General features: G+C 42.4%; 13 protein-coding genes and 1 other annotated feature. All 13 genes read right to left on the reverse strand.

The features are described 5' to 3' along the window. Positions 1 to 111: 111 nt before the first annotated feature. The gene (gene dnaG, locus BFW96_RS11820) at positions 112 to 1923 is read right to left on the reverse strand and encodes a DNA primase (RefSeq protein ID WP_069839506.1); all 1812 of its coding nucleotides are present in this window, start codon (positions 1921 to 1923) and stop codon (positions 112 to 114) included. 33 nt (positions 1924 to 1956) lie between these two features. Continuing rightward, positions 1957 to 2451 carry a YaiI/YqxD family protein gene (locus tag BFW96_RS11825; protein ID WP_014664640.1) on the reverse strand — a complete coding sequence of 165 codons (495 nt, stop codon included), beginning with the start codon at positions 2449 to 2451 and terminating at the stop codon, positions 1957 to 1959. Between the two features lie 253 nt (positions 2452 to 2704). Beyond that, positions 2705 to 3517, reverse strand: a complete 813-nt coding sequence (locus BFW96_RS11830; protein ID WP_014664641.1) for a pyruvate, water dikinase regulatory protein — start codon at positions 3515 to 3517, stop codon at positions 2705 to 2707. A 25-nt stretch (positions 3518 to 3542) separates the two neighbouring features. After that, on the reverse strand, positions 3543 to 4181 hold the full coding sequence (gene ccpN / locus BFW96_RS11835) for a transcriptional regulator CcpN (RefSeq protein ID WP_003237058.1): 639 nt from the start codon (positions 4179 to 4181) through the stop codon (positions 3543 to 3545). A 132-nt stretch (positions 4182 to 4313) separates the two neighbouring features. Beyond that, the gene (glyS, locus tag BFW96_RS11840; RefSeq protein WP_069839507.1) at positions 4314 to 6353 is read right to left on the reverse strand and encodes a glycine--tRNA ligase subunit beta; all 2040 of its coding nucleotides are present in this window, start codon (positions 6351 to 6353) and stop codon (positions 4314 to 4316) included. Continuing rightward, on the reverse strand, positions 6346 to 7233 hold the full coding sequence (gene glyQ / locus BFW96_RS11845) for a glycine--tRNA ligase subunit alpha (protein ID WP_040083765.1): 888 nt from the start codon (positions 7231 to 7233) through the stop codon (positions 6346 to 6348). Before glyQ ends, glyS begins: the two co-directional genes overlap by 8 nt. An 82-nt stretch (positions 7234 to 7315) precedes the next feature. Next, positions 7316 to 7490 (reverse strand) — a binding site (T-box leader). Between the two features lie 39 nt (positions 7491 to 7529). Beyond that, on the reverse strand, positions 7530 to 8297 hold the full coding sequence (gene recO, locus BFW96_RS11850) for a DNA repair protein RecO (RefSeq protein WP_014664644.1): 768 nt from the start codon (positions 8295 to 8297) through the stop codon (positions 7530 to 7532). Positions 8298 to 8333: 36 nt separating this feature from the next. Then, positions 8334 to 8477: a YqzL family protein gene (locus BFW96_RS11855; protein ID WP_003230053.1), complete on the reverse strand. Its 144-nt coding sequence runs from the start codon at positions 8475 to 8477 to the stop codon at positions 8334 to 8336. Between the two features lie 147 nt (positions 8478 to 8624). Continuing rightward, the gene (gene era / locus BFW96_RS11860) at positions 8625 to 9530 is read right to left on the reverse strand and encodes a GTPase Era (protein WP_014664645.1); all 906 of its coding nucleotides are present in this window, start codon (positions 9528 to 9530) and stop codon (positions 8625 to 8627) included. Then, positions 9511 to 9921 (reverse strand): cytidine deaminase, encoded by a 411-nt coding sequence (locus tag BFW96_RS11865; RefSeq protein WP_014664646.1) that lies wholly within the window; start codon positions 9919 to 9921, stop codon positions 9511 to 9513. Before BFW96_RS11865 ends, era begins: the two co-directional genes overlap by 20 nt. A 118-nt stretch (positions 9922 to 10039) precedes the next feature. Then, complete coding sequence (locus tag BFW96_RS11870) at positions 10040 to 10411, reverse strand: diacylglycerol kinase family protein (protein ID WP_069149890.1); 372 nt, start codon at positions 10409 to 10411, stop codon at positions 10040 to 10042. Next, on the reverse strand, positions 10392 to 10865 hold the full coding sequence (ybeY, locus tag BFW96_RS11875) for an rRNA maturation RNase YbeY (protein WP_014664648.1): 474 nt from the start codon (positions 10863 to 10865) through the stop codon (positions 10392 to 10394). The genes BFW96_RS11870 and ybeY overlap by 20 nt, the downstream gene beginning before the upstream one ends. After that, positions 10866 to 13001 carry a cyclic-di-AMP phosphodiesterase PgpH gene (pgpH, locus tag BFW96_RS11880; RefSeq protein WP_080488017.1) on the reverse strand — a complete coding sequence of 712 codons (2136 nt, stop codon included), beginning with the start codon at positions 12999 to 13001 and terminating at the stop codon, positions 10866 to 10868. It abuts the gene before it with no gap. Positions 13002 to 13070: the final 69 nt, after the last annotated feature.

Here is a 13070-nt window from a genome sequence, read left to right on the forward strand (position 1 = left end):
CCTTTAACAAATGTGCGAATAATGAAATGACAATTCATGATGAGGTTAAGCGATCTATTTGCTCCTCCGCAAGGAATCATTGCCAATAAATGCTCCTCATCAGTTTTCCAGTTATTTTAAAGATCGGTTCAATGTAACGATTTCTTGAGCCAGAGAAGCAGCTCTTAAAAAATCTTTTTGCCTTTCGGCTTCGGCTCTTTCCGCCTCTTTTTCTTTTATCATTGACCAATTTCTTTGATTCAACACTTTTTTTACATAATCTGATAACTCAGCTTCGCTAAGCTCTTGATTAACCTGAAGCATTAATATATCAGACAAGAGCTGGCTTATATGATCATCTGTCACCCTGGCCATCAGATGCTGGGGCGTCAGCTCGGCTCCCTCTTCATAAAAAGCATAAAGATGAGCGGCTAATGCTCGGTGCTCATCAATATTAAATTGAAACCCTACCCGGTCAATCACTTTTTTGATGACGCTCCGATCTCGAAGCATGTGAGCGAGTAACAGCCTTTCTGCATTTTCATACGCCGGGCGCAAACGTTTTTGCCTTGCTTTTGTCGTCAAATGCGCTCGCCGTGTTTTTGTTTCACCGCCATTGTCAGCAGGTTTGTTTTGCTTGCTGAAAACAGACAGCTGCTCAGTTAAAGACTCCTGTGAAAGCGAAAACTCTGAAGCAAGCTGTTTTACATAGACTTCCTGCTCTAGAGACCCTGAAAGCGTGCTGATTTCTTTCAGTACGTCTTTAATGTAAGCCAGGCGATCGCCTTCATCGGACAGGTTCTTTCCTTTTCGGAAATATTGCATTTTAAATGCCATTACGGTGACACTGGCGTCAATAATGTCGTTTTTAAATTTTTCCCCGCCGAATTTTTTGATGTAATCATCAGGGTCCAATCCGTCAGGAATCATTGCAACTCTGACTTTGCACCCTTTTTTTTGCAGAAGCTCCGAAGCTTTTAAGGTGGCTTCATAACCGGCTTTATCAGAGTCATAGCAAAGAATGATTTCTTCGACGTTTCTTCTCAGGATCTTGACATGATCATCTGTAAGAGACGTTCCCATCGTGGCTATGCTTTCTTTTACACCCGAGCTTACAGCCGATATGACATCGGCAAACCCTTCAAATAAGACTGCTCTTTCCTGCTTTCTGATATGAAGTCGGGCCTTATAGAAATTGTAAAGCAGTTTACTTTTATGAAAAAGCGGGGTTTCAGGACTGTTCATATACTTAGGCTGCTGGCTCCCAAGAGCCCTGCCTGAGAAAGCAACAACAGCCCCGTGATGATCATGGATCGGAAACATGACACGGTTTCTGAAGCGGTCGAAATATCCGCTTCCGTCTTCGCGTCTGATCAGAAGACCCGCTTTTTCCATTTGCGCCTCACTAAATCCCCTCTTCACAAGGAATTTCGTGATAAAGTCCCAAGAATCAAGAGCATAGCCAATCTGAAATTCATCAATCAGCTCTTTCGTAAAGCCTCTGGAAAGCAGATAATCCAGTGCATCTTGACCTTCTTTTGTATTTATTAACAAATGATGGTAAAATTTCTTCAGGAGCTCATGTGCCTCAGCCATTTTTTGATCCCCAGAAGACTCTGGCCGAGCTTCGGAATGGACTGTTATATCATCTGGAAAATCAATTTGGTATTTGTCAGCAAGGTGAGAAACCGACTCGGCAAATGAATAGCCTTCCATCTGCCTTAAAAAAGAGAAAACATTGCCGCCCGCTCCGCAGCCAAAGCAATGAAAAATCTGTTTGTCGGGCGATACGGAAAACGAAGGTGTGCTTTCTCCATGAAAAGGACAGAGTCCAAAGTAGTTTCGGCCTTGCTTTTTTAATTGAACATAATCACCTATGACTTCAACGATATCTGCCGACTTTTGCACCTGATCCACAATTTCATCTGGTATCCGATTTCCCATCTTATAACACTCCGTCGTACATTATTCGATGCTTTAGTGCAAAATCCCTTCATCGTTCGACAGGATTTTTTGCAGCAGTGTAATAAATCGTTCTCGATCTTCTTTATTCAATTTTTTAGGCCCTTTGGCGTAAACGCCTTTTCTCCTTTGTTTGCCGGAAAAATGACGGCTCTCAAGAGCAAAATCAATCGTGTCTTCTTTGTAAAGACGACCTCTTTCCGACATAACGGAGACATTTCTGTTCAACAGCAGAGATGCTAATCCGATGTCCTGCGTCACAACAATATCTCCCGGTTTTACGTGATTTGCGATATATATATCAGCAGCTTCTTTATGAGGATCAACATACTTCCATTTTTCTTCATTGCTTCTGGAAAGCTGATAATGTTCAAATGAAGCGACAAAAAGAACTTGAACTTCATACTCGGATGCTGTTTGTAAAATTTCATCTTTTACCGGACAAGCATCAGCATCGACAAAAATCGTCTTTTCTTGTTCATTAAGAAGAGTAATTCTCCATCCCTCCATTAAACTCCTGCATAAAAGCAAGCAAAATCGCACATCCTTTATTATTGCGGATGTATATGAATTTGTCGAAAAATTTCCGGGAGAAATTCTTGACATCTTACCCATAATAGTTTATTCGTATCACACGATCCTTAAACCTAAAATTAATCATTTTATCACAATTTTTTATTATAATACAAACTTCACAAAGATGCTATTGTTTTTCATTATTCCCTTTTGGCATAGCCAAAAACCCAGGATAGAGCGTCCTGAGTTATAAGTTTTTTGTTTTGAGATGATGGATAATATTCGCTGTTTCCTCAACCGCTTTATTTGAAACATCAACAACCTGGCAGCCGATCCGATCCACAATCTTTTCGAAATACTCCAGTTCCTCTTTGATTCGGTTGATATTTGCATAAATCGCTTTATCATTAAGCCCGAGTGATTTTAAGCGTTCTTTTCTGATATGATTCAGTTTATCAGGGCTAATCTTTAAGCCGATGCATTTTTTCGGATCAACGTTAAAAAGTTCTTCCGGTGGATCAACCTCAGGTACAATCGGCACATTGGCAACCTTCAGGCGCTTGTGTGCGAGATATTGAGACAGCGGTGTTTTAGACGTTCTTGAAACGCCGATCAAAACGATATCAGCTTTTAAAATCCCTCTTGGATCACGTCCATCATCGTATTTAACTGCAAACTCGATGGCCTCCACTTTTTTGAAATAATCTTCATCAAGCTGGCGGACCCGCCCCGGTTCGTATTTCGCTGTTAAACCGTAGGCCGTTTCCATTTTATCAATTAACGGGCCGATAATATCATAATATAAAACATTTGCTTTTTCCGCTTCGGCAATCAAATATTCTCTGATTTCCGGCACTACGAGTGTAAAACAGATAATGCCCCCGTCTGCCTTTGCAAGTGAAATCACTTCATTGATAGTGCCTATATCTTCAACATAAGGAATTCTTCTTACATGTGTATCATCCGCCGATCCGTTAAATTGGCTGAGTGCTGCTTTTACTACCAATTCGGCCGTTTCACCGACGGAATCCGATACAACATAGATGATGCGGTTATTCATATTATCCCCCCGTTAGTTTGCAATCTTATAGGATTTCATTTTCCGATAAACTGACAAGTATTTTTGTCATATTTGTTTTTGTCACTCTGCCGATTACTTCAAAGCCTTTATCGGTATCTTTGATGACAGGCAGCGCATCAATTTGTTTTTCTATTAAGTGCTTTGCAATGTCCATTACATAATCCTCACGTCTGCACACCGTAATGTTCGGCATCCTTGTCATGATGATGTGAACAGGGACCGATGTAAGCTCCTGCTGGCCAATGCTCGCTCTGAGCAAGTCCTTTCGTGAAAGCACCCCGACTAAAACAGCATCGCGGTCCACCACAAACAGAGTACCTACATCTTCTAAAAACATGGTGCAAATCGCATCGTACACAGAAACGTTTTCGTGAATCACTACGGGGATAGATTGAAAGTCTTTCACCTGAAGCTTTTTGAGTTTATCCGCCAAAAGCTGTGTGCCGGTTTTTCCCGTATAGAAATAACCGACTCTCGGGCGCGCCTCGAGGAATCCTGACATGGTGAGTATGGCTAAATCCGGACGCAATGTCGCCCTGGTTAGGTTCAGCTTTTCTGCAATATGCTCCCCTGTAATCGGCCCGTTTTCTTTTACAATCTGCAAAATATGTTCTTGCCGTTTATTTAGTTCGATCGTACTCACCACCTTTTCACTTCATAGCTATGTAAAGAAATAATAATCCATATTATAGCGTAAATATCTTGTAATCAAACAAAAAACTTATAAATGGGGAAAAGACGATTACCGATCACACAGCAACCGCCTTTTCTCTCTTTATTTTACAATAAGGGCATTCATATTCGCAAAGGACTTGATCTCATCCGCCAAGCTGACCATTTGCGCTAAACGATTTGCCTTTAATGCCTCATTATCCGCTATAACCATTGTATGGTCGAAGTAAGCATCAATCGGTTCTTTTAAGGCTGCAAGTGAAGCAAGCGCCGCCTCGTAATCTTTTTTGCTGAAGTTTTCCTGCAGATTTTGCTTCGCTGTTTGGTAGGCATCAAACAGCTTTGCTTCGTATTCATTTTCAAACAGATCAGGCTGAATGTCTCCGCGGACTCCTTTTTTGCTGATAGAGATCACTCGGCCTAACGCTTCAGCTGTTTCCTTAAAGCCAGGTGCACCAAGCTTTTGTTCCAGTACTTGCGCTTTATGCAGCGCTGAGTATGGCTCAAGCTCAGAGCTTTCCAGCACGGCGTCGATAACATCATGTCTGATTTGTTCAGCATTCAAGACATATTTCAGGCGCTGAGTGAAGAAATCTAGCAGTTCATTTTCTTTATCAGTTTGAACGAAAGTAAGCAGCTCTTCAAATGAAATTCCCCAGTTGCGGTCAAGAAGAATCGCAACAATGCCGCTTGCCTGGCGGCGCAGTCCGTAAGGGTCCTGAGAACCGGTCGGAATAACGCCGATTGAGAAGAATGAAGCGATTGTGTCAAGCTTATCCGCCATTGCTACAACAGCTCCTGTAAAAGTAGAAGGCGTTTCTCCGCCAGCTGATCTAGGCATATAATGTTCATTGACTGCCGCAGCCACAGCTTCATCTTCACCAAGCATTCTCGCATACTTTTCGCCCATAATTCCTTGAAGTTCAGGGAATTCATATATCATATGCGTGACAAGGTCGAATTTAGAAATTTCAGCAGCTCGCTTCACATGTTTTAACGTATCTCCATCAGCCTGGAGACGAACGGCAAGCTTCTCTGCGATTGATGTGACTCTTCTAACCTTATCAGCTAGAGAACCAAGCTCTTCATGGAACACAATGTTTTCAAGCTTCTTCACGTTTGCATCAATGTTCAGTTTCTGATCTTCCTTGTAGAAGAATGAAGCATCAGACAAACGCGCGCGCAGCACTTTCTCATTGCCTCGAGCCACATTTTCGATCGCGTGGCTGTTGCCGTTTCGGACTGTGATAAAGTGAGGCAGCAAGTCACCGTTTTTGTCTTTGACAGGGAAGTAGCGCTGATGCTCTTTCATTGTCGTGACAAGCACTTCCTCAGGAATTGACAGAAACTCAGATTCAAATGAACCGTAAAGAGCTGTCGGGTATTCTACTAAATGATTCACTTCATCAAGAAGGTCTTCGTCAACCGGAATGCTCCAATTGTGTTCTGCAGCCATTGCTTCCAGCTGAGATTGAATCATTTGCTTTCGGACGTTAGGATCAGCAATAACATGCTGTTCTTTCAGCTGCTCTTCATAAGCTGAAGGTGATTCAATTGATACTTCATGTCCGAGAAAACGGTGTCCCTGTGTTGTTCGTCCAGATTCAACGTTTGTGATCGAAAATGGAATGACATCCTGTCCAAATAAAGCGACAATCCATTTGATTGGTCGGATATAACGCAAATCTTCATTTCCCCAGCGCATGTTTTTCGGGAAATGCAAGCTTGTAATTAAACCGCTCAGTTCTGGCAGAAGCGATTTCGTTTCTTGGCCGGCTTGGAATTTTTGCACGAATACATACTCTGTGCCTTTTACTTCTTTGATGTACAGGTCTTCCACATTCGCGCCTTGGCCTTTTGAAAATCCGATTGCCGCTTTTGTCCAGTTTCCGTCTGCATCTAGGGCAATTTTTTTCGCAGGTCCTTTTGCTTCCTCTTTTATATCATCCTGCTTTTCTGCAACATCCTTAACGAACACAGCAAGACGTCTCGGTGTATTGAAGAGCTTCACATCACCGTGAGTAATATTTTTTTCTTTAAGCCAGCCTGTCAGCTTCTCGCCAAGCTGAACCATGCTTTCATTCAAAAAGCGCGCCGGCATTTCCTCTAATCCGATCTCTAAAAGTAAATCCTGTTTACTCATGAGAAGAACCCTCCCCTTTAAGCATTGGGAACCCTAGTTTTTCTCGTTCCTCATAATAGGTTTTTGCTACTTTTCTAGCTAAATTCCGCACTCTTGCGATATAGCCCGTCCGCTCGGTAACAGAGATCGCACCTTTGGCGTCAAGCAGATTGAAGGTGTGCGAGCATTTCAGCACATAGTCATATGCAGGATGAACAAGTCCGTTATCCATTTGCTTGATCGCTTCTTTTTCATATGTGCTGAACAGTTGGAACAGCATATCGACGTCTGACGTTTCAAATGTATAAACGGAATGCTCATATTCAGCCATCATGAATAAATCTTTTACTGTAAACCCTGTCGTCCATTCCAAGTCGAAAACATTTTCTTTATCCTGGATATAAGACGCGAGACGCTCGATTCCATACGTAATTTCTACTGAAACCGGTTTACATTCAAGTCCTCCGACCTGCTGGAAATACGTAAATTGTGTAATTTCCATTCCGTCAAGCCATACTTCCCAGCCAAGACCCGCACAGCCTAAAGACGGATTCTCCCAGTTGTCTTCAACAAAACGAATATCGTGCTCAAGCGGATCAATTCCGAGAGCCCGCAAGGAATCTAAATACAGCTCTTGAATGTTATCAGGAGACGGTTTGATAATGACCTGGAACTGATGATGCTGATACAATCTGTTTGGGTTCTCCCCGTATCGGCCGTCTGCAGGGCGTCTTGAAGGCTCTACATAAGCCACTTTCCACGGCTCAGGGCCGATGCTGCGCAAAAATGTATACGGGCTCATCGTGCCGGCTCCTTTTTCTACATCGTAAGCCTGCATAAGCACACAGCCCTGACTGGACCAATGCTTTTGCAAGGTAAGAATCATGTCTTGAATATTCATTTCAAGCACCTCCACTTTTCTTTCATAAAATGACTGCGGCAGCAACCAAAAAACTCCCGTCTCTATGCTTGCCTGCCGCAAACATAGGGACGAGAGTTCTCCCGCGGTTCCACCCTAGTTGCTGAGAATAAAATCCCAGCCTCTTTTTTAAAATTGCTCAAGAATGCCTTTCGTTGCGTGCTCATCCTTAGCTTACACCGCCCTAAGGTCGCTTTCATGAGGTAAACGCAAGTACTTCTTTCTCTCACTGCAACATATTTTATAATAAATGATCATATAAAAAGATGGACCAGATGTCAACTTTTGTTTTCACCCATAAGATGTTTCATGCTTTCCATTTGATCTAAAAAGCGCTTTGATTTTAAATATAACCCTGAATATTCTTCGTAATACAAATCAATCACTTGCTTTAATTCAGCTTTTGTTTCCTCTTTTAAGGACACATTGCCCAGCCTCGACAGATCGAAGTAATAAAAGAGTCTCAACAGCCTTGCTGTTTGCGGTTTAATCGGAATCCTGTAAGGATCTTTTTCAAAACAGCGATGGCATATAAAACCATTATCACGGACAGAAAAGTGAAAAGTTCCGTCTTGGCTTTTACAATGTACACAATGATTCAGCTCAGGATACAGCCCCATGACACCGAGCATCTTCATTTGAACAATGAAGGTGATAACATCCGGATCTGTTCCTTCATTCAGCTGTTTTAGTGATTCTAATATAAATTCAAATAAATAAGGATTTGGCTTTCTTTCCTCTGTGCCTCTGTCGACTAATTCAGCAATATATGCGGCATAGGCTGTTAAAAACAAGTCTTCCCTGATGCCTCTCATGCTGAGGATCATTTCCCCCTGCTGAAGCGTTCCGAGGCCTGATGTTTTTTGCATTAAAAATGAACCATACAAAAAGGGCTGGCTGACTGCTGATAAACGGCTGTTCGGTTTTTTGGCGCCTCGTGCCATAACACCTATTTTTCCGTGTTCTCTTGTCAGTAATGTTACGATTTTATTCGTCTCTCCGTAATCATTTGTGCGAAGAACGATCCCTTCACATTTTGTCAGCATTTCCGCACCTTCCTAAAGCAGGAGCGGCCAAGAGGTTTATAAAATTGGATAATCAAATCGGGCTAGCTCGTCTTCTAGTTCTTCGGGTCTTTCCATGTTCTCTTTTTCCAGTTCTTTAAAAAGAAGATACGTATCAACATTTCCTGTTTGAGAAAATACGTTCCAGGTAAAATTCAACACAAGAAACCCACCTTTCTGTAGTTAAACTAGCTTACCTAAATTCCAAATTCTTACCTTTATCTTGACCAGATGTCCTCCATTTCATGTTAAACAAAATTTGCTAATGTATCCCTGTTCCTGTGAGATAATGTCCCACACGGCAAGAGATTAATATTCGTCCTCTTTAAAGCCAAAATCGCGAAGCTGGGACATTTTATTGCGCCAATCTTTCTGCACTTTCACCCACAATTCAAGGTAGACACGGGAGCCTAACAGTGCTTCAATATCCGCCCTCGCTCTTTTTCCGACCTCTTTCAGAAGACTTCCTTTTTTACCAATTACGATGCCTTTCTGGGAATCCCGTTCGACCACAATCGTTGCCGCTACATGCACAGAACCGTTGTCCTGCCCTTTGATGGATTCGATGGCCACCGCAATGCTGTGCGGGATTTCTTCTCTCGTCAAATGCAGCACCTTTTCCCTGATTAATTCAGAAATGATAAATCGCTCTGGGTGGTCGGTGACCTGATCACTCGGATAGAATTGCGGCCCTTCCGGCAAATACGCTTCAATCTGAGCGAGCAATGTTTCGATATTATTTCCTTCTAGAGCAGAAATCGGAACAATTTCCTTAAAAGGATAACGTCCGCGGTATTCGTCAATTAACAAAAGCAATTGGTCGGGATGAATTTTATCAATTTTGTTTACGATTAAAAATACAGGCGTAGACATCTGCTGCAATTTCTCAATGATGAATTCGTCGCCTTTCCCGTAGCCTTCCTCGGCATTGATCATAAACAAGATCAAATCAACTTCTTTTAATGTATTTTGCGCCACTTTCATCATAAAGTCCCCGAGCTTATGCTTAGGTTTATGAATCCCTGGTGTGTCAATAAAAATGGTTTGTGATGTGCCTGTCGTTAATACCCCTTGCACCTTGTTTCTCGTCGTTTGGGGCTTATCGCTCATGATCGCGATTTTTTGCCCTATGACTCTGTTCAAAAATGTAGACTTTCCTACGTTTGGTCTTCCAATAATGGATACAAATCCTGATTTAAAGCTTTCGTTCGTCATGTAAATCCTCCGATGAAAATGCGCCTGGCAGTAATTCTTCCACAGTCATTTCTTTTATTTGTCCTTGTAAATTAGTCAGTACGACAACAACGTCCTTTGTGCAAAGCTCAGAAATCACCTGGCGGCAGGCTCCGCACGGAGATACCGGTCCAGGGGTGTCAGCCGCAACGGCCAGCATCTGAAACTCTGTATCCCCTTCAGAAACAGCTTTAAATAAAGCGGTACGCTCAGCGCAATTGCACATGCTGTATGCGGCGTTCTCAATGTTACAGCCTCTGTACACTTTTCCATCCTTGGTAAGAAGAGCGGCTCCTACTTGAAACTTGGAATACGGCGCATATGCCATATCACGCGCTTTTAAAGCTTCTGTTATTAATTCTTGTCTGTTCATGTGTACATTCCTCTCTTACCTATAATGGTACCGCTATCACTTTATATTTTACATAATCGCGCGCTTTTTTTCACGCCCATTTCTAAAAATGTAAAATAAATGTAAGAATTTTCAACCATTACAGCTTTGGCAAAAAAATAAGTAAACCAATGATACACGAAATGACGGCAAAAACGCAAACAGCCCCGGCGGCAGCGTCCTTGGCCGCTTTAGCAAGAGGGTGATGTTTGTCAGTTATTAAATCAACCGTATGTTCAACGGCTGTATTTAAAAGCTCAAGCGAAAACATTCCGCCAATCAAAAGGAATATAATCACCCACTCTATCGTGCTGAGTCCTACAAGGAAGCCGCAAATGAGAACAACGCAGGCGGCTGCGGCATGAAATTGGAAATTCCGCTCCGTCCGCGCTGTTTTCCAGATTCCCCGGCCTGCATGCACGAAGCTTTTGTAGAATCGCTTCAGCTCATTTCTATGATCTCTTGAGTCCATAAGCGTCCAGCAAATCCTTTTGCTTAGTAAACATCTCCTCTTCTTCCTCTTTCGTCATATGGTCATATCCTAAAAGGTGCAGAAATCCGTGTACGGCAAGAAATCCGAGCTCTCTTTTAAAAGAATGATTATACTCCTCTGCCTGCTCTCTTGTGCGATCGGCACTGATGATAATATCACCTAAAACCGGAGGCATCTCCGCGCCCACGATTTCGACCTCGCCTTCTCCCTCTTCTTCAAGAGCAAATGAGATGACATCTGTCGGTGTATCCTTTCCCCGGTATTCTTTGTTAATCTGCTGTATGTCATCATTGGTAACGATCGTGACAGAAACCTCAGCCTGATCCTGAACGCCTTCACGCTCAGCAGCAAATTGAAGCAGATTTTCTACTTCTTTGAGCATCTCTTCTGAGACGCTTCCTGTTTCATCAACGATATCAATCAGTAAACTCATCTATTTCACCTTCTTAGTAGCCTCCGGATATTCAATCCGGGAGTGGAAAATTCCTTTTAATGTTGCACAGAGCGTTTTTGCGATTGTATCCAGCTCTTTAAATGTCAAATCGCATTCACTGAACTGTCCGTCCTGAAGCTTATCGGATATAATACCCCGGACAAGCTTTTCAATTCGTTCAGGATTTGGGTTATGCATGGATCTGACGGCCGCTTCAACACTGTCGGCCACTGATATAATTGCGGCTTCCTTTGACTGCGGCTTCGGCCCCGGATAACGGAACTCTTCCTCTGTAATCTGGTCGCCTTTTTCCTTCGCTTTATAGTAAAAAAACTTTAAAAGCGAGGTTCCATGATGCTGCTCAGCAATATCGACAAGCTCTTTCGGAAATTTATAGCTTCTCAGCATATTCGCACCGTCTGTCGTATGCGAGATGATAATATTTTTACTCAGCTGAGGAGACAGTTTATCATGCGGATTGTCAATATTCATTTGGTTTTCAATAAAATATTGCGGGCGCTTTGTTTTTCCGAGATCGTGATAATATGCGCCGACTCTTGCAAGCAAACCATTAGCCCCAACCGCTTCACAGGCTGCCTCTGATAAATTTGCGACCATTACACTGTGATGATATGTACCTGGTGTTTCTGTCAGTATTTTGCGCAATAGCGGATGGTTAGGATTAGACAGCTCAAGCAGCCTCATGGTGGATAAAATGCCAAAGCCCGTCTCAAAAAACGGCATCAGGCCGATGATTAATACCGATGAAGCAAACCCCGACACAACCCCCATGAGCATTAACGTGCCGATTTCAAGACCCGAAAGCGCGGTGTTCTGGATCAATAATAAGGATAGAACGACAACCATATTAATAAACGCCACGAAAAGTCCGGTCTGCAAAATTTTTGACCTTGCATTATGTTTTCCTAAAAATAAAACGCCTGAAATACCGCTAATCAAATAATAAATTCCTATGACATAATTGAACGTTCCTGTCACACCCTGATTAAACATCATACTTCCGCAAATCGCAAGAATGATACTTCCCAAAATGGCAATGCGTTCATTCATCAGCAGTTTGATTAAGATGGCCCCGGCCGCAATGGGAACGAGATAGCCGATATTATTATATTCCATCTTCTGAAACAAACTGACAACCTCCATGATCACAAGCAAAAGTGTTGTGATAATAGAGAATAGCAGAATGGATTGGTTTTTAAACTTTAGGTTTTGTTTCTGTTTTTCAAAATAATATACAAGTGTTGCAATGAACAGTCCGATCATAATCAATAGCCCGCTGATCGGCTTAAAGAGATTTGAGTTATTTAATAACCCGGTCAGCTCAAGTTTTCTGTACACTTCCCGATCAATAAGGTCATTTTCTTCCACGAGCACTTGCCCCTGTTTGATTTGAACTTGCTGGACATTATCTGACGCTTCCTGCCGCTTTGCCTCTGTTGCTTTCGGATCGAAGACGTAATTCGGAATAATAGCAAAACGCCCGATTTCTGTCGCAGCTCCCAAGTATTTAGATGGAATAGAATTGCTCTTTAGCTCTTTTTCCACTTTATCCTTTGCATCAGATAACTTATCCGAAGGGATTTCACTGCTCATGACCGTATTTACCGCGGTAATGACCGTATCTCTTACAAAAGAAAAGTCTTCACTGTCTGCTTTCAGCAATGTCTTGATGGAATCCTCGGATATGGAATCATTCACATCTGACGTCAATTTATCCTTTACGGATTTGACCATTGATTTTTCCGATGGGGATTTGCTGCTTTCTTCCGATGATTTTTTCACTTCACTGATACTGTCGAATATTGATGACACAAGGTCTATCCGATTATCTGTGTATTCTTTTTTTAATGTATATTGATCCTCAACCGCGTCCTCAGCGGCTTGCTTTTTTTCCTCCGTGGCTTTTTGATCTTCCACGGTTGCCGGAGCATAAATGGTCTTGTCGCTGACTGAAAACAGGTCCAAATCAAGTGTTTCCGGCTTAACATGTACAAAGAGCAAAGCAAACATAATGGCAGCCAGCAGAAGATACAGCAGTACATGCATGGAGCGGGCATTTTTAAAATTGCTCCATTTTTTTGAGCTGCTTTTGGTCTTAGCCTTCTTTTTCAACACAAGAACCTCCTCTTGAAACATCAAGCCCACAAGCAATCATAAAAATGACCCGATAACGCGCGATCGGGT

The sequence above is a fragment of the Bacillus sp. F56 genome, assembly GCF_001748205.1.
Taxonomy (GTDB): Bacteria; Bacillota; Bacilli; order Bacillales; family Bacillaceae; genus Bacillus; species Bacillus stercoris.